General features: G+C 62.5%; 20 protein-coding genes. 11 read left to right on the forward strand and 9 right to left on the reverse strand.

The window, feature by feature from the left end:
• The first annotated feature begins 68 nt into the window (after positions 1-68).
• The 9 genes from arnC to QMK50_RS00925 all read left to right on the forward strand — a co-directional run bounded on the left by arnC (position 69) and on the right by QMK50_RS00925 (position 9,175).
• Positions 69-1,088, forward strand: a complete 1,020-nt coding sequence (arnC, locus tag QMK50_RS00885) for an undecaprenyl-phosphate 4-deoxy-4-formamido-L-arabinose transferase (RefSeq protein ID WP_320332232.1) — start codon at positions 69-71, stop codon at positions 1,086-1,088.
• Positions 1,085-3,076 (forward strand): bifunctional UDP-4-amino-4-deoxy-L-arabinose formyltransferase/UDP-glucuronic acid oxidase ArnA, encoded by a 1,992-nt coding sequence (gene arnA, locus QMK50_RS00890; RefSeq protein ID WP_320332233.1) that lies wholly within the window; start codon positions 1,085-1,087, stop codon positions 3,074-3,076. The genes arnC and arnA overlap by 4 nt, the downstream gene beginning before the upstream one ends.
• On the forward strand, positions 3,076-3,960 hold the full coding sequence (arnD, locus tag QMK50_RS00895) for a 4-deoxy-4-formamido-L-arabinose-phosphoundecaprenol deformylase (protein ID WP_320332234.1): 885 nt from the start codon (positions 3,076-3,078) through the stop codon (positions 3,958-3,960). Before arnA ends, arnD begins: the two co-directional genes overlap by 1 nt.
• Positions 3,957-5,603: a lipid IV(A) 4-amino-4-deoxy-L-arabinosyltransferase gene (arnT, locus tag QMK50_RS00900; RefSeq protein WP_320332235.1), complete on the forward strand. Its 1,647-nt coding sequence runs from the start codon at positions 3,957-3,959 to the stop codon at positions 5,601-5,603. The genes arnD and arnT overlap by 4 nt, the downstream gene beginning before the upstream one ends.
• Positions 5,600-5,944 (forward strand): 4-amino-4-deoxy-L-arabinose-phosphoundecaprenol flippase subunit ArnE, encoded by a 345-nt coding sequence (gene arnE, locus QMK50_RS00905; RefSeq protein WP_095171493.1) that lies wholly within the window; start codon positions 5,600-5,602, stop codon positions 5,942-5,944. The genes arnT and arnE overlap by 4 nt, the downstream gene beginning before the upstream one ends.
• Complete coding sequence (arnF, locus tag QMK50_RS00910) at positions 5,941-6,354, forward strand: 4-amino-4-deoxy-L-arabinose-phosphoundecaprenol flippase subunit ArnF (RefSeq protein WP_095171491.1); 414 nt, start codon at positions 5,941-5,943, stop codon at positions 6,352-6,354. Before arnE ends, arnF begins: the two co-directional genes overlap by 4 nt.
• Entirely contained in the window at positions 6,351-7,727 is a 1,377-nt protein-coding gene (locus tag QMK50_RS00915) for a UDP-glucose/GDP-mannose dehydrogenase family protein (protein ID WP_320332236.1), read from the forward strand. The genes arnF and QMK50_RS00915 overlap by 4 nt, the downstream gene beginning before the upstream one ends.
• 9 nt (positions 7,728-7,736) lie before the next feature.
• Positions 7,737-8,258, forward strand: a complete 522-nt coding sequence (locus QMK50_RS00920) for a GNAT family N-acetyltransferase (protein ID WP_320332237.1) — start codon at positions 7,737-7,739, stop codon at positions 8,256-8,258.
• Positions 8,259-8,467: 209 nt separating this feature from the next.
• Complete coding sequence (locus tag QMK50_RS00925) at positions 8,468-9,175, forward strand: HPP family protein (protein ID WP_320332238.1); 708 nt, start codon at positions 8,468-8,470, stop codon at positions 9,173-9,175.
• Between the two features lies 1 nt (position 9,176).
• On the opposite strand, the gene ctlX is transcribed toward QMK50_RS00925, so the two are convergent.
• The 6 genes from ctlX to QMK50_RS00955 form a co-directional block, all read right to left on the reverse strand.
• Positions 9,177-10,115, reverse strand: a complete 939-nt coding sequence (gene ctlX / locus QMK50_RS00930) for a citrulline utilization hydrolase CtlX (protein ID WP_320332239.1) — start codon at positions 10,113-10,115, stop codon at positions 9,177-9,179.
• Positions 10,116-10,288: 173 nt separating this feature from the next.
• Entirely contained in the window at positions 10,289-10,765 is a 477-nt protein-coding gene (locus tag QMK50_RS00935) for an Lrp/AsnC family transcriptional regulator (RefSeq protein WP_320332240.1), read from the reverse strand.
• Between the two features lie 12 nt (positions 10,766-10,777).
• Positions 10,778-11,539, reverse strand: a complete 762-nt coding sequence (locus QMK50_RS00940; protein WP_320332241.1) for an ABC transporter ATP-binding protein — start codon at positions 11,537-11,539, stop codon at positions 10,778-10,780.
• A gap of 74 nt (positions 11,540-11,613) precedes the next feature.
• Positions 11,614-12,324 (reverse strand): ABC transporter permease, encoded by a 711-nt coding sequence (locus tag QMK50_RS00945; RefSeq protein ID WP_320332242.1) that lies wholly within the window; start codon positions 12,322-12,324, stop codon positions 11,614-11,616.
• Complete coding sequence (locus QMK50_RS00950; RefSeq protein ID WP_320332243.1) at positions 12,321-13,046, reverse strand: ABC transporter permease subunit; 726 nt, start codon at positions 13,044-13,046, stop codon at positions 12,321-12,323. The genes QMK50_RS00945 and QMK50_RS00950 overlap by 4 nt, the downstream gene beginning before the upstream one ends.
• 75 nt (positions 13,047-13,121) lie before the next feature.
• Positions 13,122-13,901 (reverse strand): transporter substrate-binding domain-containing protein, encoded by a 780-nt coding sequence (locus QMK50_RS00955; RefSeq protein ID WP_320332244.1) that lies wholly within the window; start codon positions 13,899-13,901, stop codon positions 13,122-13,124.
• Between the two features lie 459 nt (positions 13,902-14,360).
• On the opposite strand from QMK50_RS00955, the gene QMK50_RS00960 reads away from it, so the two are divergent.
• Positions 14,361-15,467, forward strand: a complete 1,107-nt coding sequence (locus QMK50_RS00960) for an enoyl-CoA hydratase/isomerase family protein (protein WP_320332245.1) — start codon at positions 14,361-14,363, stop codon at positions 15,465-15,467.
• Positions 15,468-15,472: 5 nt separating this feature from the next.
• On the forward strand, positions 15,473-16,624 hold the full coding sequence (locus QMK50_RS00965; protein ID WP_095171480.1) for an acyl-CoA dehydrogenase family protein: 1,152 nt from the start codon (positions 15,473-15,475) through the stop codon (positions 16,622-16,624).
• Positions 16,625-16,720: 96 nt separating this feature from the next.
• Here the strand turns inward: QMK50_RS00965 and QMK50_RS00970 are convergent, their stop codons facing one another.
• Genes QMK50_RS00970 through QMK50_RS00980 form a run of 3 tightly spaced genes read right to left on the reverse strand, consistent with a single transcriptional unit; the run spans position 16,721 to position 19,840 of the window.
• Positions 16,721-17,494 (reverse strand): enoyl-CoA hydratase, encoded by a 774-nt coding sequence (locus tag QMK50_RS00970; protein ID WP_320332246.1) that lies wholly within the window; start codon positions 17,492-17,494, stop codon positions 16,721-16,723.
• A 15-nt stretch (positions 17,495-17,509) separates the two neighbouring features.
• A complete protein-coding gene (locus QMK50_RS00975) occupies positions 17,510-18,637 on the reverse strand; it encodes an acyl-CoA dehydrogenase (protein WP_320332247.1) in 1,128 nt (375 codons plus the stop codon).
• A gap of 9 nt (positions 18,638-18,646) precedes the next feature.
• Positions 18,647-19,840: an acetyl-CoA C-acyltransferase gene (locus tag QMK50_RS00980; protein ID WP_095171474.1), complete on the reverse strand. Its 1,194-nt coding sequence runs from the start codon at positions 19,838-19,840 to the stop codon at positions 18,647-18,649.
• Positions 19,841-19,842: the final 2 nt, after the last annotated feature.

Here is a 19,842-nt window from a genome sequence, read left to right on the forward strand (position 1 = left end):
CCTGACATGACTGCCAATGACGTCGAACCCGTGGTGGGCGCCATTGCACAGACCCTGGACCCAAGCCTTTGAAGCCTTATCCAATCCATTGCGTGTCGATCGTTATCCCGGTCTACAACGAAGAAGAAAGCCTGCCCGAGTTGTTGCGACGCACTGAAGCGGCTTGCCGCCAACTCAAACAGGACTATGAAATCGTCCTGGTCGACGACGGCAGCCGCGACAACTCTGCACAACTGCTTGAAGAGGCCGCCGCCCGCGACGGCAGCAAGGTGGTGGCAGTGATCCTCAATCGCAACTATGGGCAGCATGCGGCGATCATGGCCGGTTTCGAACAGTGCAAGGGCGATGTGGTGATTACCCTCGACGCCGACCTGCAGAACCCGCCGGAAGAAATCCCGCGTCTGGTGGCCCAGGCCGAGTTGGGGTACGACGTGGTGGCCACGGTACGCAACAATCGCCAGGACTCGGCCTTGCGCCGCTACCCGTCGAAGTTGATCAACCTTGCGGTCAAGCGCTCCACCGGAGTCGCCATGAGTGACTACGGCTGCATGTTGCGGGCCTATCGACGCACCGTGGTCAACGCGATGCTGGCCTGCCGCGAGCGCAGCACCTTCATACCGATCCTGGCCAACAGCTTTGCCCGCCACACCACCGAGATCCTGGTGCAGCACGCCGAGCGCGAGCATGGCGAGTCCAAGTACAGCACCATGCGCCTGATCAACCTGATGTTCGACCTGATCACGTGCATGACCACCACCCCGCTGCGCCTGCTGAGCATCATCGGCTTCAGCATGGCGGCGCTGGGCATGCTCTTCGCCCTGGCCCTGATTGTGTTGCGCCTGGCCTTTGGTGCCGGCTGGGCCGGTGACGGCATGTTTGTGCTGTTCGCCATCCTGTTCGTGTTCACCGGTGGCCAGTTCATCGGCATGGGCCTGTTGGGCGAGTACCTGGGGCGGATGTACGGTGATGTACGGGCGCGGCCACGGTTCTTCATCGAAAAAGTCCTGCGCAACCAACCCGCCACGCCGGCTCCCGCTGTCACTGTCGACGGTTTGACTTCCACTTCTACTGATCAGGTTTCGCCATGAGTTCAAACGCTGTTGTTTTTGCCTATCACGACATTGGTTGCGCCGGCATCGAAGCCCTGCTCGCAGCGGGGATTCGGATCAGCGCGGTGTTTACCCATGCCGACGATCCCAAGGAAAACACCTTCTATGGCTCGGTCGCGCAACTGTGCGCACGCAAGGGCATCACCGTGCATGCGCCGGAAGACGTCAACCATCCGCTGTGGATCGAGCGCATCGCCAAGCTCAACCCCGACTACCTGTTCTCCTTCTATTACCGCAACCTGTTGAGCGAGCCGCTGCTGGCAACCGCGCGCCAGGGCGCGTTCAACCTGCATGGTTCGTTGCTGCCGGCCTACCGTGGCCGCGCCCCGGCCAACTGGGTGCTGGTCAAGGGCGAAACCCAGACCGGCGTCACCCTGCACCGCATGGTCAAGCGCGCCGACGCCGGGGCCATCGTCGCCCAACAAGCGGTCGCCATCGAACGCAGCGACACCGCGCTGAGCCTGCACGGCAAGCTGCGCGAAGCCGCCGCCAGCCTGCTGCGCGACACTTTACCGCTGCTGATCCAGGGCAAAACCAGCGAAACCGCCCAGGACGAATCCCGCGCCACGGTGTTCGGGCGCCGTACCGCGGCGGACGGCAAACTGCTGTGGCAGCAACCGGCCGAGCAACTGTTCAACCTGGTGCGCGCTGTAACCCAGCCCTACCCTGGCGCCTTCTGTGCCGTCGGCGAGCACAAGCTGATCGTCTGGTCTGCCGAGGTGGTCAAGGGCAATGAAGGCCTGGCCCCTGGACGCGTGATCAGCGTCGATCCGTTGCGCATTGCATGCGGTGAAGACTCGCTGCTGATCGCCTCTGGCCAGCGCAACGACAACGGCCTGTTCCTCAGTGGCCCGCAACTGGCCGACGAACTGGGCCTGGTCGAGGGTTCCGTGCTGCGCGGCGCCGAATCGGGGCGCAGCCCTCGGCGCACCCGGGTGCTGATCCTGGGCGTCAACGGTTTCATTGGCAACCACCTGTCCGAGCGCCTGTTGCGCGACGACCAGTACGAAGTCTATGGCCTGGACATCGGCTCCGACGCCATCGAGCGCCTGCGCAGCCACCCCAATTTCCACTACGTCGAAGGCGATATCAGCATTCACTCCGAGTGGATCGAGTACCACATCAAGAAATGCGACGTGGTCTTGCCGCTGGTGGCCATCGCCACCCCCATCGAATACACCCGCAACCCGCTGCGGGTGTTTGAACTGGACTTCGAAGAGAACCTCAAGCTGGTTCGCTACTGCGTTAAGTACAACAAGCGCGTGATCTTCCCGTCGACTTCGGAAGTCTATGGCATGTGCCAGGACCAGAACTTCGACGAAGACACCTCTAACCTGGTCGTCGGCCCGATCAACAAGCAGCGCTGGATCTACTCGGTATCCAAGCAACTGCTGGACCGGGTGATCTGGGCCTACGGCCAGCAAGGCCTGGATTTCACCCTGTTCCGGCCGTTCAACTGGATGGGTCCGCGCCTGGACCGCCTGGACTCCGCGCGGATCGGCAGCTCCCGGGCCATCACCCAGTTGATCCTCAACCTGGTGGAAGGCACGCCGATCCGCCTGTTTGACGGCGGCGAGCAGAAACGTTGTTTCACCGACATCGCCGACGGCATCGAAGCCCTGGCGCGGATCATCGACAACCGCAATGGCGCCTGCACCGGCCAGATCATCAACATCGGCAACCCGGACAACGAGGCCAGCATCCGCCAACTGGGCGAGGAACTGCTGCGCCAGTTCGAGGCGCATCCACTGCGCGGCAATTTCCCGCCGTTCGCCGGTTTCCGCGAGGTCGAGAGCAAGGCGTTCTACGGCAACGGCTACCAGGACGTCGCGCACCGCAAGCCGAGCATCAACAACGCCAAGCGCCTTCTGGACTGGACCCCGACCGTGCACATGCGCGAAACCATCGGCAACACGCTGGACTTCTTCCTGCGTGAAGCCATGCTCGAAATCGCGGACCAGCGTTGATGCAGGCGGGCCTTCGAATCGATGTCGATACGTACCGGGGCACCCGCGAAGGCGTGCCTCGGTTGTTGGACATGCTCGATGAGGCGCAGGTCAAGGCGACGTTTTTCTTCAGCGTTGGCCCGGACAACATGGGGCGCCACCTGTGGCGCCTGATCCGCCCGCAGTTCCTCTGGAAAATGTTGCGCTCCAATGCCGCCGGCCTGTACGGCTGGGACATTCTGCTGGCGGGGACCGCCTGGCCTGGCAAGCCCATCGGCCGCGATCTCGGGCACCTGATGCGCCGGGCCGCGGCCGCCGGCCATGAAATCGGCCTGCATGCCTGGGACCACCACGGCTGGCAGGCCAACGCCGGGCGCTGGAGCGATGCGCAGTTGAGCGAACAGATCCGCCGAGGCGTCGACTGTCTCAGCGATATTCTCGGCCAAACCGTGGACTGTTCGGCCGCCGCCGGTTGGCGCGCCGATGAGCGGGTGATCGGCGCCAAGCAAGCTTTTGCTTTTCGCTACAACAGTGACTGCCGCGGGCACAGCCTGTTTCGTCCGCGCTTGGCCGACGGCAGTCTCGGCACCCCACAGATTCCGGTGGACTTGCCGACTTTCGACGAAGTGGTCGGCCCGCTGGTGACCGCCGACGGGTTCAACCCATTCATTCTGGATCGATTCAGCCCTTCGCAGCTGAACGTCTACACCGTACACGCAGAGGTAGAAGGGATTCTGATGGCTGAGCATTTCCGTCAATTGCTGGTGCAGGCGCGCGCGCGCGACATCCACTTCCGGCCCTTGGGCAACTTGCTTCCCGAGACGCTCGACAGCCTGCCTGCGGGCCGGGTCTTGCGTGGCACGCTGGCCGGCCGTGAAGGTTGGCTGGGGGTGCAAGGCGCATGAGCAGACGCTGGATACTACCTTTGTTGCTGCTGGCTTTCGGCCTGTTCTACCTGCTGCCGATGATGTCCCACGGCCTGTGGATTCCCGACGAAACCCGCTACGCGCAGATCAGCCAGGAAATGCTCCTGACCGGAAACTGGGCCTCACCGCACTTCATGGGCATCCGCTATTTCGAAAAACCGGTGGCGGGCTACTGGATGATCGCCCTGGGCCAGGCGCTGTTTGGCGACAACCTGTTTGGTGTGCGCGTGGCCTCGGCCCTGAGCACCGGCCTGAGCATCGTGCTGACCTACCTGATTGCCCGGCGCCTGTGGAACGACCCGCGCAAGAGCCTGACCTGCGCCCTGCTCTACATGAGCTTGTGCGTGGTGGTCGGCCAGGCCGGCTACGCCAACCTCGATCCGCAATTCACCTTCTGGGTCAACCTGAGCCTGGTGGGGCTGTGGCTGGCCTTTGACAGCCAGACGCCACGTGCCCGCCTGGGCTACTGGGCGCTGACTGGACTGGCCTGCGGCATGGGTTTCATGACCAAGGGTTTCCTCGCCTGGTTGCTGCCGGTGCTGATCGCCCTGCCCTACATGGCCTGGCAAAAGCGCCTTCGCGAACTGCTGACCTACGGCGGCGTGGCCGTGCTGGTCGCGGTGCTGGTGAGCCTGCCCTGGGCACTGGCGGTACATGCCCAGGAGCCGGACTTCTGGAATTTCTTCTTCTGGCACGAACACATCCGCCGGTTTGCCGGTGCCGATGCACAACACGCGGAGCCCTGGTGGTACTACCTGCCGCTGCTGCTGGCGTTCAGCCTGCCATGGGTTGCGTTGTTGCCGGTCGCCATCCGCCAGGCCTGGCAAAATCGGCGCCAGGCCAGCATCGGCTTCCTGCTGCTGTGGCTGCTGTTGCCACTGGCCTTCTTCAGTTTGGCCAAGGGCAAGTTGCCGAGCTACATCTTTCCCTGCCTGTTGCCGCTGGCGCTGTTGATGGGCCATGCCCTGGTGGATCGCCTGAGAAACCGCCAGACCCGGGTCATCCGTCTCAACGCTGCATTCAACCTGGCCCTGGGTGGCCTGGTCTTGCTGGCGCTGGTGTATTTCCAGATCAAGAAGCCGCTGTACAACAACGAACCCGAGCACCTGGTGCTGGTTAGCGTTGCCGTGATCGGTTGGTTGCTGTGCAACACCCTGCAGGCCCTGCGCCCTTTGCAACTGTGGGCCGCCCCCGTGCTCGGCAGTTGGCTGTTCATCGCCCTGCTGCCGGCCGGCCTGCCAAACTCGGTGGTATACAACAAGACCCCGGACCAGTTCATCAATGACCATCTGCAGGAGCTCAGCCAGAGCACCCGGCTGTTGAGCAACGACCTGGGCGCCGCCTCGGCCCTGGCCTGGCGCCTCAACCGCGCGGACGTGGCGCTGTACAACACCGTAGGCGAAGTGAAATATGGTCTGGCTTATCCTGACACCTTGCATCGCCGGGTGGACTTCCTCAAGGTCCCGCAATGGATGAGCGCAGCCCGCCAGCAAGGCCAGGTGGGCGTCGTCATGCGGATCAATGGCGAGGAGCATTACGAAATCGACATGTTGCCCCAGGACTTCAAGCGTTATGACCAAGGCAATCTGGTGATCCTGATTTTCCCCAAGAGTCAGCCATGAGCCTGATACTCGTAGGGCTCGCCTGCCTCCTGACGTGCCTGGGCCAGGTGGCGCAGAAGTACGCGGTGGAAAGCTGGCGCGAACGGCCTTCGGCGCTGCTCGACAAACTGCGTTCACCCTGGCTGTGGCTGGCGCTGGCGAGCCTGGGCCTGGGCCTGCTGGTGTGGTTGCTGGTGCTGCAACGGCTCGATGTCGGAGTGGCTTACCCGATGCTGAGCCTGAACTTTGTGCTGATCACCCTGGTGGCCCGCTTCGTGTTCCATGAAACGATCGACCGCCGGCACTGGATCGGCGTCGCCCTGGTGATCGCCGGGGTGATTCTGCTCGGGAGGCAGCTATGAGCCTGGGTCGTGGAATTGCTTTTGGCATGGCCAGCGTGGTGCTGGTCAGCACGGCCCAGTTGGGCATGCGCTGGAGCATGAGCCATCTGCCCCTGCCAGCGCAGTGGTGGACGGCCCTGCAGGACGGCACGGTCGACCCCTTCGCGGTGGCGGTGGTACTCAGCGCCATCCTTGCCTACGGGCTGTCGATGCTCTGCTGGCTGCTGGCCTTGCGTGATTTGCCCCTGGGTCGCGCCTATTCGCTGCTGAGTATCAGCTACGCCCTGGTCTACCTGCTGGCGGCGAGCCTGCCGCTGTTCAACGAAGACTTCAGCCTGTCCCGCTCCCTGGGGGTGGCCCTGGTCATCCTCGGAGTCATCACCATCAATTCGCGCAGCAACCGTACTTCAGACCTCAGGAATGCCTCATGAAAATCAGTGTAATCGGGAGTGGCTACGTGGGCCTGGTGCAGGCTGCCGTGCTGGCCGAAGTGGGCCACGATGTGGTCTGCATGGACATCGATGAGCAAAAGATTGCGCTGCTGCAGCAGGGGCATGTGAGCATTTTTGAACCTGGGTTGGCCAGCCTGGTACGTGAAGGCCTGGAGTCTGGACGGCTGCATTTCAGCTGCGACGAAAAGCTCGCCATCGAGCACTGCCAGGTGCTGTTCATCGCCGTGGGCACGCCGTCCGACGACGACGGTGCGGCCGATCTGCGCCATGTGTTGTCAGTCGGCGATGCAGTGGCCCGCCACCGCCAGCAGCCGCTGATCCTCGCCGAGAAATCCACCGTGCCGGTGGGCACTGGCGACACCCTGCGCGCGCACATTGAGCGCCAGTTGTTGGCCGCCGGGCGCAGCTTGAAATTCGATATCGTCTCCAACCCCGAGTTTCTCAAGGAAGGCTCGGCGGTCGCCGACTGCCGGCGTCCCGACCGGATCATTGTCGGTTGCGACAGCGACGAAGTCCGCGAGGTGATGCGCGACCTGTATGCGCCGTTCAACCGCAACCACGACCGCATCCTGTTCATGGACCTGCGCAGCGCCGAACTGACCAAGTACGCCGCCAACTGCATGCTTGCGACCAAGATCAGCTTCATCAACCAGATCGCCGAACTGGCCGAACACCTGGGGGCCGACATCGAGTCGGTGCGCCTGGGCATCGGCGCCGACCAACGCATCGGCTATCACTTCATCTACCCCGGCTGTGGTTATGGCGGCTCATGTTTTCCCAAGGACATGCGGGCCTTGATTCACAGCGCCGAGCAAGCCAATTGCTCCAGCGACCTGCTGCAAGCCGTGGAAGCGATCAACGAGCGGCAAAAACACAAGCTGTTCGAGCGGATCAAGGCCTTCTACAACGGCAACCTGGCCGGCAAGACCTTTGCCCTCTGGGGCCTGGCGTTCAAGCCCAATACCGACGACATGCGTGACGCCCCGAGTCGCGTCTTGATGGAGGCGTTGTGGGCCGCCGGCGCATCGGTCAGCGCATTCGACCCCGAAGCCATGCAGGAAACCCAGAAGCTGTACCCGAACGAGACCCGTCTGATGCTGATGGGCACGCCAGAGTCAGTCCTCAAGGACGCCGACGCGCTGATCGTCTGCACCGAATGGCAACAGTTCAAGGCCCCGGACTTCGACCTCATCCAACAACGTCTCAAGGCCCCGGTGATTTTCGACGGGCGGAACCTGTACGACAGCGAACGCCTGGCACGCAATGGTTTCAAGTACTTCCCCATGGGGCGTGGCGAGTCCTGCCATCTGCCAATCCCGCAGCAGCAGTGGCCCGCTGCTGCCATCGCCTAGGCAGTGGGCATGACCTGTGTCTTGCGTCGAGCCCGAGTCGAAGATGCCGACGCCCTACCCGACATCGAGCGCTCGGCGGCCCGCCTGTTTGCCCAGGACCCCGAGCTGGCCTGGCTGGTCGACGCAGCGGTGATCAGTGGCCCAGAGCATCGCCAGCACATCGCAACTTGCCCGGTGTGGGTGGTCGAGGCGGCGGATAGGTGCATCGTCGGTTTTCTCAGCGCCGCTGTGACGGGCGGCCAGTTGCATATCGAGGAACTGTCGGTTGATCGTGAAGCTCAGGGCCAGGGTTTGGGTCGGCAGTTGTTGCAGGCGGCGATCGAGCACGCCCGGGACCAGCGGCTGCTGGCAGTGACCCTGACCACCTTCCGTGAATTGCCTTGGAACGAGCTGTTTTATCGGCGCAGTGGTTTTGTCACCCTGGATGCACAGCAGATCGATTCCCGCTTGCAGCAGCTGCTGGACGAGGAAGCGGCCCACGGCCTGCCCCGCCATCGGCGCTGTGCCATGCGCCTGGACTTGCGTCCTTAGCGACAAACCGGGGTGCAGGGCTGCGCGCGGGGTGATTTAACTTCAATATTAATGAACTTAAAGCTCATTAATATGAATTTGTCAGGCTGCGAGTTGGCCGGCACACTGTGCCGGTTCCTCCCCCAAATGTTGGAACGCTTAAAGGGCTTGCTGGAGAACCAGCCAAGCCCTTCTTTTTGCCTGCCCTTTGCAATTGGACCGTCCTACCCATGTTCGCTCGCTGGATTCCCGCTGCCATCAACACCCGCCCTACCGAATGGAGCCGCTCTGCCATCGGCATGTCGCTGGGCACCCTGCTGAGTGTCTGGGTCTGTGCCCAAGTCTTCGGCATGCCGATTGCCCTGCACTTGATCGGCCCCCTGGGAGCGTCGGCAGTGCTGCTGTTTGCCGTGTCATCCGGTGCGCTGGCCCAGCCCTGGTCAATCATCGGTGGCTACCTGTGTGCCACCGTGATGGCGTTGCTGGTAGCTCACGTGCTGGGACGAACGCTGGTCAGTGCCTGCCTCGCGGCCGGCCTGGGCTTGATCCTGATGTGCTGGCTGCGTTGCCTGCACCCACCGGCCGGGGCCCTGGCGCTGCTGATGGTGCTGGCGGATCCGGCGACCATCGCCCTCGACTGGCAGGCACTGGCCCCGGTGATGCTGGGCGCATCGACCCTGCTGCTGAGCGCCCTGGGGTACAACAACCTGACGCGCATTCGTTACCCCAAGCGCCCCGCCGAACCGGTGCCAATGATCCCCGCCGACCACCCGCCCACCGACAGCCAGGCCATCAACGCCGAGGACCTGAAGGCGGCGCTGGCCGAACTGGAGGCCTTCTTCGACGTCACCCCCGAAGACCTCGAGCAATTGATTCACGCCAGCGAACGACACGCCAAGCGTCGCAGCATCGGCCAGGTGTTGAGCGGCCAAGGCTGATTCAGCCCAGCGCCTGGGCGCCCGGCATACGTTTGTTCAGGTAGACCTCGGCCAACATGCAACGGGCGCTGCCGCCGCCGATACGCTCGATGGTGTCGATGTTCACCGGCAGCGGCGTGGTGTGGGCTTCGATCAACCGCCGTTGGACCGCATCCAGCGACTGCCAGGCAGTGCGCGACATCACCAGCAGCGGCTCGCCCGCAGCACCGTGCACCTCGAGCATGTTACCGGCAAAGGATTCCAGTTGTTCCCAGCTCAGGGCGATGACCTGCTTGCCGCTGTCTTCCAGGCACGTGCGCAACGACTGACGCTCATCGGCCTGCGCCACCGACTCCAGGCAAGCCACCGCCAACCGGCTGCCGACGCTCATCATCACATTGGTGTGGTAGATCGCCACGCCCTGGCGGTCCACCGCATTGAAGGCACACAACGCGTAGCCCAGGTGATCGACCACCTGGTCCAGCGCTTGAGCGTGGGTGCGCGTGGAATAGCCGGCGTAGCAAATTCGCGCCTCGCGGTCGAGCACCATGCTGCCGGTGCCTTCAAGGAACATGTCGTGCAGTTCCAGATGCGACAGGTCGAGCAATTGTTCGACCTGGTAATGATCGCGCAGCCAGTCGAGCACTCCCTTGTCCCGTTCCAGGCGCCGGTTGTGGCCTTGCATCGGGTACAGCACCAGGGTGCCGTCGGGGTGACTGCTCCACCAATTGTTGGGAAAGATCGAGTCCGGGGTATGGGGCGCCTCGCGGTCGTTGTGCACCAGCACTTCGACGCCGTGGGCGCGCAGGGCCGCGACATAACCATCGAACTCCTCCAGAGCCTTGCGCTGGACATCCTCCGACACCGCGGCCGGGCGCTGGAAACGGTTGTTGGCCGCCGTGTCCTGATTGAAGGAAAAACGTGTCGGGCGAATCATCAAAACGGTATTGGTGGTTTGCATGGGCACAGATTCAATGAGGGTTGAGAGACGCCCATTGTCTGTTTACATGCCGAAAAAACCCGGCTGATAAACGCATCGGCAGTGCTGGAATTGGCTGAAAACACCAGGTGTTTCAGCCGATTACACCGCCTGGGAATGACCGGTCAATGGCCTGTTGTACACCAGTTCCTGCATCAGGAAGAGGTCTTGACCATCGCCAGTTCGGGGTGGCTGACCAGTTTGTCGATGTGCAACTCCGGGTCGTCGAACCAGACTTCAGTCAGGACCCGATAGTGTTCCATGTCGCGACATCGCATGCGCAGGCTGTAGTCGAACGCGCCGCTGATCAACTGGCATTCCAGCACTTGCGGGCAAGCCCTGACCTTGGCTTCGAAAGCCTTCTGCGCGGCGCGGCCACTCTGGTTCGACAACGCCACCAGCACCAGCAATGACAGGCCGGGGGTCAGCTTTTTCTCGTCGAGAATCGCCCCGTAGCCACGAATCACCCCCAACTGTTCGAGCTTGCGTACCCGTTCAAGGCATGGCCTGGGTGTCAGGTGCACGCGCTCGGAAAGCTTTTGATAGGTGATGCGCCCATCGTGGCGCAGCACCTCGATAATTGCCTGGTCGATACGATCAAGCACAATCGACAGATCGCGGATATCCGCCATGTACGTCTTGCCTCACTTCAAACGGCCCGATAGAAATTGCTGCAAACGTTCACTCTGTGGCCGGTCGAGAATAGTCGCAGCGCCCTGCTCCTCGACCCGCCCCTGATGCAGGAACAACACCTGGCTGGAGACCTGCCGGGCAAAGCCCATTTCGTGGGTCACCATGAGCATGGTCCGACCTTCTTCGGCCAGGGCTTGAATCACCTTCAATACTTCACCGACCAGTTCCGGGTCGAGGGCCGAGGTCGGCTCGTCGAACAACAGGATCTGCGGTTCCACCGCCAGCGCGCGGGCAATCGCCACCCGTTGTTGCTGACCACCGGAAAGGAACGCCGGGTACTGCTCGGCCACCCGCTGGGGTAAACCGACCTTGTCCAGATAGGCCCGGGCGCTGGCTTCGGCGTCCTTGCGGCTGATCCCCAGCACCTTGCACGGCGCGAGCATGATGTTCTCCAGCACCGTCAAGTGGCTCCACAGGTTGAAATGCTGGAACACCATGGCCAGCCGCGTGCGCAGGCGCTGCAACTGTGCCGGATTGGCGACCCGCATACCACCGGGCGCCTGGCGCGTGACGATGCGTTCACCGTCCAGCTCGATGGCGCCGTCATCGGCCCGTTCGAGAAAGTTGATGCAACGCAGCATCGTGCTTTTGCCCGAGCCACTGGCGCCGATCATGCTCACCACATCACCGGCCCGTGCCTTCAACGAGACGCCCTTGAGCACTTCGTTGTCACCAAAACGTTTATACAGATTTTCAACGGTCAACTTGTACATGAATCACCCCTGGCCCCGCACCCCTGTCGATGCGGTGCCGCATAGGAAAAAAGGTCGGTTGAGTGCAGCGCGCTTCAGTGCGTGGGGCCGAGAAAGCTCAGCCAGCGTTTCTCCGCCAGCCGGAACCCGCCGACCAAGGCGAAGGACAGCCCCAGGTACAGCAACCCGGCAATGCCAAACGCCTGGAAGGTCATGAAGGTTGCGGCGTTGGCATCCCGGGCCACCTTGAGGATGTCCGGAATGGTCGCGGTGAACGCCACGGAAGTGGCATGCAGCATCAGAATCACTTCGTTGCTGTAGTACGGCAGCGCCCGGCGCAAGGCCGATGGCAGGATCAACTGCAGGTACAGGCGCCAGCCCCTGAGCCCATAGGCGTGGGCTGCCTCGATTTCACCGTAGGGAATACTGCGGATCGCGCCGGCGAAAATCTCCACGGTGTAGGCGCAGGTATTGAGTACGAATGCCAGCAAGGTGCAGTTCATCGCATCGCGAAAGAACGCTTCCAGCAACGGTTGCGAGCGCACCACGGCGATGCCGTAGATCCCGCTGTAGCAAATCAGCAGCTGGATATACAGCGGCGTACCGCGCAAAACATAGGTAAACAACTGCACCGGCCAACGCAACACCGCCCAGCGTGAGGTGCGCATGATCGCCAGTGGCAACGACAGGAAGAACCCCAGCACCAGGCTCGCCACCAGCAACCACAAGGTCATGGCCAGGCCGGTGAGGTTGTAGCCGTCGCTGAACAGAAAGGGCTTCCAGTACTCCAGGAACAATTCCATCATGACGCCATCCCCCGCACACCCTGGTTGTAGCGACGTTCAAGGACGCGCAAGAGATAGTTCGAAGCGCTGGTGATCAGCAGGTACAACGCCGCGGCAATCAGCAGGAAGTCGAGCATGTTGAAAGTGCTCTTGCCTGCCTCCTGAGCGACCTTGACCAGGTCCGACAAGCCGATGATCGACACCAGGGCCGTGGCCTTGAGCAGCACCAGCCAGTTGTTGCCAAGGCTGGGCAAGGCGAACCGCATCATTTGCGGGAACACCACGCAGTGAAACCGCTGCCAGCGGTTCAGGCCAAAGGTGGCTGCCGCTTCCTGCTGCCCACGGGGCACGCTGAGGATCGCGCCGCGAAAAGTCTCGGTGAAATAGGCGCCATAGATAAAGCCCAGGGTGAGCACCCCGGCCACGAACGGATCGATTTCCATGTAGGCCCAGCCCATGGCCTCGGTCAGGCTGCTCAACCAGCCTTGCAGGCTGTAGAAAATCAGCAGCATCAGCACCAGGTCCGGCACCCCGCGAATCAGCGTGGTGTAGCAGCTCGCCGGCAGATTCAGCACACGCAGCGGTGAGAGCTTGGCTGCGGCACCAAGCAGGCCCAGGAGCATGCTCACCAGCAGCGACAACGCCGACAGCTTGAGCGTCACCCAGCAGCCATGCAGCAACAGAGGGCCATAGCCTTGCAGGGCCGAGAGATCCAGGCCCAGGACAGAGAGGAAGGTATTCACGCAAGTCACCTGTTTCGAGGCGCCACGCAGCACCGCTGCGCCGGGGTAAACGGCACAGTGGCGCGGGCGCGGGGATCAGTTGTTGTAGAGGTCGAGGTCGCCGAAGTATTTGCGCTGGATCTGCGCGTAGATGCCCTTCTCGTGCAGGGCCTTGATGGCGGCATTGAGCATGCCTTTGAGTTCGTCGTTGCCTTTGCGCAGGCCGATGGCGATTTGCGACGGCACCAGCGGGTCGCTGATGCCTTCACTGTTCTTGAAGTCGGCGCCCTGGGGCGATTCGAGGAAGCTCATCTGCGCTTGCAGCTTGTCCTGGATCGAGGCATCCAGCCGCCCGTAGACCAGGTCGGCATAGACCTGATCCTGATTCTGATAGGCCCGCAGCTTGACTCCGCCCGGCGCCAGCTTGGCCCTGGCATAGGTTTCCTGGATGGTGCCCTGCATGAAGCCCAGGGTCTTGCCCTTCAGGGATTCGGCGGTGGGTTGCAGGGCCGAGTCCTTGCGCGTGACGATGGCGGTCGGCCCGGCGTACAGGCGGTCGGTGAAGTCGATCTGTTTGCTGCGCGCCTCGGTCACGGTCATCGATGACTGGATGGCGTCGAACTTGCCGGCCTTGAGCGCCGGAATCAGCCCGTCGAAGTCATTGCTGACCCACACGCATTTGAGTTTGAGCTCTGCGCAGATGGCATTGCCCAGGTCGATGCCAAAACCCTGCACGCCACCGTCGGCGGTACTGGATTCGAAGGGCGGGTAGCTGGGGTTGGTACCAAAACGCAGCTCTTTCCACTCTTTGGCGCTAGCGCCTGTGGCGCACACCAGCAACGCCAGTACTGGCAAGGTCAACCATTGGGTTTTCATCTTCATAAGTCCCGATTTATTTGGAATTATCGCGACCGGGCCGTGGCCCTGGCCGCCTTTATGGGCAGGAACAGAGAGTCGATGCGGCCTGCGCCGCACCAGCGTTCTTATTGTTCTGATTCAGGCGCGGAGCCGGCAAAGGCCCCGCCCTTGGGCTTGAAACCCTTGACGCAGACGGCTTCAAACCCACGGCCAGAATGCCAACAGACGTTGCCTTCGAGGTGTCGTTAAGGGCTGCGCAAACAGCGCGGTTGCGCTGACGTCGGCCGATTCACAGCCGATTCTGTCGTGAATGCCCTATTCAGTTAAAAATATCGTCGACGGCAGTTTCGATATTGCAAAAATGCACACCGAACCTGCATTCATCCGGGTTGTACACGGCAAATTTGCACTGTTACGATCGACGATCGCCCGCGCCCGGGCATTTCCATAAAGAACAATAAAAGCAGGGAGTTACCGATGACTGCTGAGGTTTTATCTACGCAGGTAAAGGCCATGGATGCCACGCGCAACGAAGTCCTGGCCGAGGTGCGCAACCATATTGGCCACCTGACCCTCAATCGCCCCGCCGGCCTCAATGCCCTGACCCTGGACATGGTCCGCACCCTGCACCGCCAACTCGAGGCCTGGGCCCGGGATTCGCAGGTGCATGCCGTGGTGCTGCGCGGCGCCGGGGAAAAAGCCTTCTGCGCTGGCGGCGACATCCGTTCGCTGTATGACAGCTACCAAGCCGGCGACACCCTGCACGAAGATTTTTTCGTTGAGGAGTACGCCCTCGACCTGGCTATTCACCAATACCGCAAACCGGTCCTGGCACTGATGGACGGTTTTGTCCTGGGCGGCGGCATGGGCCTGGTGCAAGGCGCCGACCTGCGGTTGGTCACCGAACGCAGCCGCCTGGCGATGCCGGAAGTCGGTATCGGTTATTTCCCGGATGTCGGCGGTAGTTATTTCCTGCCGCGCATCCCGGGCGAGCTGGGGATCTACCTGGGGGTCAGCGGGGTACAGATTCGCGCTGCCGATGCACTGTATTGCGGCCTGGCCGACTGGTACCTGGCAAGTGAGCTACTGAGCGAGCTGGACCAGCGCCTGGATAACCTGCAGTGGCACGATACGCCGCTCAAGGACCTGCAAGGGCTGTTGGCCCAACTGGCGGTGCAGCACCTGCCCGAACCCCCGCTGCAAGCCCTGCGCCCGGCGATTGACCACTTCTTCGCCCAGCCGGATGTGCCGAGCATCATCGAACAACTGCGTAGCGTGACGGTCGCCGACAGCCATCAATGGGCGCTGGACACCGCCAACCTGCTGCAGACCCGCTCCCCGCTGGCGATGGCCGTGACCCTGGAAATGCTCCGCCGCGGCCGCGAACTGAGCCTGGAACGCTGCTTTGCCCTGGAACTGCACCTGGACCGTCAATGGTTCGCCCGTGGCGACCTGATCGAGGGAGTACGCGCCTTGCTGATCGATAAAGACAAGAATCCACGCTGGAACCCTGCCACCGTCCAGGCCCTGGACGCCAAGCACGTGGCCAGTTTCTTCACAGGCTTTGAGCAGAGCGGGAGCTGATTCTCATGCACGATATCGAACTGAGCGAAGAACAAGTGATGATCCGCGACATGGCCCGGGACTTTGCCCGCGGCGAGATCGCGCCCCATGCCCAAGCCTGGGAAAAGGCTGGCTGGATCGACGACGCCCTGGTGGCGAAGATGGGTGAGCTAGGCCTGCTGGGCATGGTGGTGCCCGAGGAATGGGGCGGCACCTATGTCGACTACGTTGCCTATGCCCTGGCAGTGGAAGAGATTTCCGCCGGCGACGGTGCAACCGGCGCCTTGATGAGCATCCACAACTCGGTGGGTTGCGGGCCGGTGTTGAACTACGGCACCGAGGCACAAAAACAGACCTGGCTGGCGGACCTGGCCAGCGGCCAGACCATCGGTTGCTTCTGCCTGACCGAACCCCAAGCCGGTTCCGAGGCGCATAACCTGCGTACCCGCGCCGAACTGCGCGATGGCCAGTGGGTGATCAACGGCGCCAAGCAGTTTGTCAGCAACGGCAAGCGGGCCAAGCTGGCGATCGTGTTTGCGGTGACCGACCCGCAGTTGGGCAAGAAAGGCCTGTCGGCGTTCCTGGTGCCCACCGACAACCCGGGCTTCATCGTTGACCGCAGCGAGCACAAGATGGGCATTCGGGCGTCCGACACCTGCGCAGTGACGCTCAACAACTGCGTCATCCCCGAAGCCAACCTGCTGGGTGAGCGCGGCAAGGGCCTGGCGATTGCGCTGTCCAACCTCGAAGGTGGGCGCATCGGCATCGCTGCCCAGGCACTGGGTATTGCCCGCGCAGCCTTTGAAGCGGCCCTGGCCTACGCCCGCGACCGGGTGCAGTTCGACAAGCCAATCATCGAGCACCAGAGCATCGCCAACCTGTTGGCCGACATGCACACCCGGCTGAACGCCGCCCGCCTGTTGATCCTCCACGCCGCACGCCTGCGCAGCGCCGGCAAACCCTGCCTGTCGGAGGCCTCGCAAGCCAAGCTGTTTGCCTCGGAAATGGCCGAAAAGGTCTGCTCCTCGGCGATCCAGATTCACGGCGGTTATGGGTATCTGGAAGATTATCCGGTGGAACGCTACTACCGCGATGCGCGGATCACCCAGATCTACGAAGGCTCGAGCGAGATTCAGCGGATGGTGATTGCGCGGGAATTGAAAAACTACCTGCTGTGAAACCCTGAACGCATCGCGGGCAAGCCCGCTCCCACAAGCTCTTTAATGCTTTGTGGGAGCGGGCTTGCCCGCGATGGTGACCGTCAGAACCCAGGATTACTTACCGACAAACTCCGGCGCACGCTTGGCGATAAACGCCGCCATGCCTTCTTTCTGGTCCTGGGTGGCGAACGCCGCGTGGAATACCCGGCGTTCAAAACGCACGCCTTCGGACAGGCTGACTTCGAAGGCGCGGTTCACGCTCTCCTTGGTCATCATGGCAATCGGCAGCGACTTGCTGGCGATCAGGGTCGCGACTTTCAACGCTTCATCCAGCAGCTCATCCGACGGCACAATGCGCGCCACGATGCCACAACGCTCGGCTTCCACCGCGTCGATCAGGCGACCGCTGAGGCACATTTCCATGGCCTTGGCCTTGCCCACCGCGCGGGTCAGGCGCTGGGTGCCACCCATGCCCGGCAGGACGCCGAGGTTGATTTCCGGCTGACCGAATCTGGCGTTGTCGCCAGCCAGGATGAAGTCGCACATCAACGCCAGCTCACAACCGCCACCCAGGGCAAAACCGTTGACGGCGGCGATGATCGGCTTGCGGCGGTTGGCCACCCGATCACTGTCGCTGAACAGGTCGTCCAGGTAGATCTGCGGGTAGGTCAGCTCGGCCATTTCCTTGATGTCGGCACCGGCGGCGAAGGCTTTCTTCGAACCGGTCAGGACGATGCAGCCGATCTGCGGGTCGGCTTCCAGGCCGTCCAGCGCATGGTTCAGTTCACTGACAATCTGCGCGTTGAGGGCGTTCAATGCCTGGGGGCGATTGAGGGTGATCAGGCCCACGCGGCCCTGGATTTCCAACAAAATCGTTTCGTAACTCATGCAAGGGTTCCTTGTTCAAAGATTGCGCGAAATGACCATGCGCTGGATATCGCTGGTGCCTTCGTAGATCTGGCACACCCGCACATCGCGGTAGATACGCTCCAGCGGGAAGTCGCTCAGATAACCGTAACCGCCGAGGGTTTGCAAGGCGGACGAACAGACCTTCTCGGCCATTTCCGAGGCAAACAGCTTGGCCATCGACGCTTCCACCAGTGCGGCCTTGCCGCTGTCACGCAGGGCGGCGGCGTAGTGCACCATCTGCCGGGCGACGGCGATCTGCGTGGCCATGTCGGCCAGGCGGAAGGCCACGGCCTGATGCTCGATGATCGGCTTGCCGAAGCTTTCGCGCTCGCGGGCGTAATCACGGGCGGCTTCGAACGCGGCGCGCGCCATGCCCACCGACTGCGAGGCGATCCCGACCCGGCCGCCTTCGAGGTTGGCCAGGGCAATACGGTAGCCTTCGCCCTCCTCCCCCAACCGATTGGCCACGGGCACCTTGACGTCTTCGAACAGGATCTGGCAAGTGTCGGAGGCGTGCTGGCCGAGCTTGTCCTCGACCCGGGCAACCTTGTAGCCAGGCGAATCGGTGGGCACGATAAAGGCACTGATCCCACGCTTGCCGGCGTTGGGGTCGGTCACCGCAAACACAATCACCACCCCGGCGTTCTGCCCGGAGGTAATGAACTGTTTGCAGCCGTTGAGCACATAGTGGTCGCCATTGAGGCGGGCGCGGGTTTTCAGGCCACTGGCATCGGAGCCGGCCTGGGGTTCGGTCAAGGCAAAGGCGCCGAGCATCGCCCCGCTGGCCAGTGGCGTGAGGAAGCGCGCCTTCTGCTCGTCGGTGCCGTACTTGAGGATGGGTACACAGCCTACCGAGTTGTGCACGCTCATGATGGTCGAGCAGGAACCATCGCCGGCAGCGATTTCTTCCAGGGCCATGGCGTACGCCAGGTAACCGGTGTCGCAGCCGCCCCACTGTTCGGGAACCAGCATGCCGAAGAAACCCAGCTCGGCCATTTGCGCAATGGCTTCCTTGGGGAAACGGTGTTCGCGATCCCACTCGGCGGCGAACGGTTTCAAGCGTTCCTGGGCAAACTGCCGGGCCGCGTCGCTGATCTGTAGTTGTTCGTCATTGGGCAGCATAGGGAATCCTTAATCCAGGCATTCAACGGCCATGGCCGTGGCTTCGCCGCCGCCGATGCAGATGGCAGCCACACCCCGCTTCAGGCCTTTGCGGCGCAGGGCAGAGAGCAGCGTGACCAGGATCCGTGCGCCCGAAGCACCAATCGGATGACCCAGGGCGCAGGCGCCTCCGTGCACGTTGACCTTGCTGTGGGGAATTTCCAGCTTGGTCATGGTGACCAGGCTGACCACCGCGAAGGCTTCGTTGATTTCGAACAGATCGACTTGATCCAGCGACCAGCCGGTTTTTTTCATCAGCTTCTTGATCGCGCCCACCGGAGCTACTGGGAACAATCCCGGAGTGTCGGCAAACGCGGCGTGGCCATGAATCACCGCCAGTGGCTTGAGACCGCGTTTTTGCGCCTCGCTGCGACGCATCAGGACCAAGGCCGCGGCGCCATCGGAAATCGAGCTGGAGTTGGCAGCGGTCACCGTACCGCCGGCGCGGAATGCCGGCTTGAGGCTGGCGATCTTGTCCAGCTTGGCCTTGGGCGGTTGCTCGTCGTCGGTGATGGTCTTCTGCTCTTTGCCGACTGTGACCTGCAGCGGGACGATTTCGGCGGTGAAGCTGCCGTCCAAGATGGCCTGCTGGGCGCGGGTGGTCGACGCGATGGCAAAGGCGTCCTGGGCCTCGCGGCTGAAGCCGTGTTCCTGCGCGCAATCCTCGGCAAAGGTGCCCATCAGGCGGCCCTTGTCGTAGGCGTCTTCCAGGCCGTCGAGGAACATATGATCGATCACGCTGCCGTGGCCCATGCGGTAGCCGCTACGGGCGCGGTCCAGCAGGTACGGAGCGTTGGACATGCTTTCCATGCCGCCGGCCACCACCACCTCGGCACTGCCGGCCAACAACATGTCGTGGGCCAGGATCGCCGCCTCCATGCCCGAACCGCACATCTTGTTCAGGGTGGTGCAACGGGTCGACTTGTCCAGGCCGGCGCCCAATGCTGCCTGGCGTGCCGGGGCCTGGCCGAGACCGGCAGGCAGTACACAGCCGAACAACACTTCTTCCACGGCATCGCTGGCCAGGCCCGCGCGCTCGACCGCCGCACGAATGGCGGCGGCGCCCAGTTGTGGCGCAGTCAGGCTCTTGAGGTCACCCTGGAAACCGCCCATGGGGGTGCGGACGGCGCTGACGATGACAATCGGATCGTTGTGAGTGGTCATGT

It is taken from the genome of Pseudomonas sp. P5_152, assembly GCF_033989915.1.
Taxonomy (GTDB): domain Bacteria; phylum Pseudomonadota; class Gammaproteobacteria; order Pseudomonadales; family Pseudomonadaceae; genus Aquipseudomonas.

Excerpts from the sequence above, each read along its gene's own strand:
- arnA (WP_320332233.1), top strand. The coding sequence starts at position 1,085 with ATGAGTTCAAACGCTGTTGTTTTTGCCTATCACGACATTGGTTGCGCC.
- arnD (WP_320332234.1), top strand. The coding sequence starts at position 3,076 with ATGCAGGCGGGCCTTCGAATCGATGTCGATACGTACCGGGGCACCCGC.
- arnT (WP_320332235.1), top strand. The coding sequence starts at position 3,957 with ATGAGCAGACGCTGGATACTACCTTTGTTGCTGCTGGCTTTCGGCCTG.
- arnE (WP_095171493.1), top strand. The coding sequence starts at position 5,600 with ATGAGCCTGATACTCGTAGGGCTCGCCTGCCTCCTGACGTGCCTGGGC.
- arnF (WP_095171491.1), top strand. The coding sequence starts at position 5,941 with ATGAGCCTGGGTCGTGGAATTGCTTTTGGCATGGCCAGCGTGGTGCTG.
- QMK50_RS00915 (WP_320332236.1), top strand. The coding sequence starts at position 6,351 with ATGAAAATCAGTGTAATCGGGAGTGGCTACGTGGGCCTGGTGCAGGCT.
- QMK50_RS00920 (WP_320332237.1), top strand. The coding sequence starts at position 7,737 with ATGACCTGTGTCTTGCGTCGAGCCCGAGTCGAAGATGCCGACGCCCTA.
- QMK50_RS00925 (WP_320332238.1), top strand. The coding sequence starts at position 8,468 with ATGTTCGCTCGCTGGATTCCCGCTGCCATCAACACCCGCCCTACCGAA.
- ctlX (WP_320332239.1), bottom strand. The coding sequence starts at position 10,115 with ATGCAAACCACCAATACCGTTTTGATGATTCGCCCGACACGTTTTTCC.
- QMK50_RS00935 (WP_320332240.1), bottom strand. The coding sequence starts at position 10,765 with ATGGCGGATATCCGCGATCTGTCGATTGTGCTTGATCGTATCGACCAG.
- QMK50_RS00940 (WP_320332241.1), bottom strand. The coding sequence starts at position 11,539 with ATGTACAAGTTGACCGTTGAAAATCTGTATAAACGTTTTGGTGACAAC.
- QMK50_RS00945 (WP_320332242.1), bottom strand. The coding sequence starts at position 12,324 with ATGATGGAATTGTTCCTGGAGTACTGGAAGCCCTTTCTGTTCAGCGAC.
- QMK50_RS00955 (WP_320332244.1), bottom strand. The coding sequence starts at position 13,901 with ATGAAAACCCAATGGTTGACCTTGCCAGTACTGGCGTTGCTGGTGTGC.
- QMK50_RS00960 (WP_320332245.1), top strand. The coding sequence starts at position 14,361 with ATGACTGCTGAGGTTTTATCTACGCAGGTAAAGGCCATGGATGCCACG.
- QMK50_RS00965 (WP_095171480.1), top strand. The coding sequence starts at position 15,473 with ATGCACGATATCGAACTGAGCGAAGAACAAGTGATGATCCGCGACATG.
- QMK50_RS00970 (WP_320332246.1), bottom strand. The coding sequence starts at position 17,494 with ATGAGTTACGAAACGATTTTGTTGGAAATCCAGGGCCGCGTGGGCCTG.
- QMK50_RS00975 (WP_320332247.1), bottom strand. The coding sequence starts at position 18,637 with ATGCTGCCCAATGACGAACAACTACAGATCAGCGACGCGGCCCGGCAG.
- QMK50_RS00980 (WP_095171474.1), bottom strand. The coding sequence starts at position 19,840 with ATGACCACTCACAACGATCCGATTGTCATCGTCAGCGCCGTCCGCACC.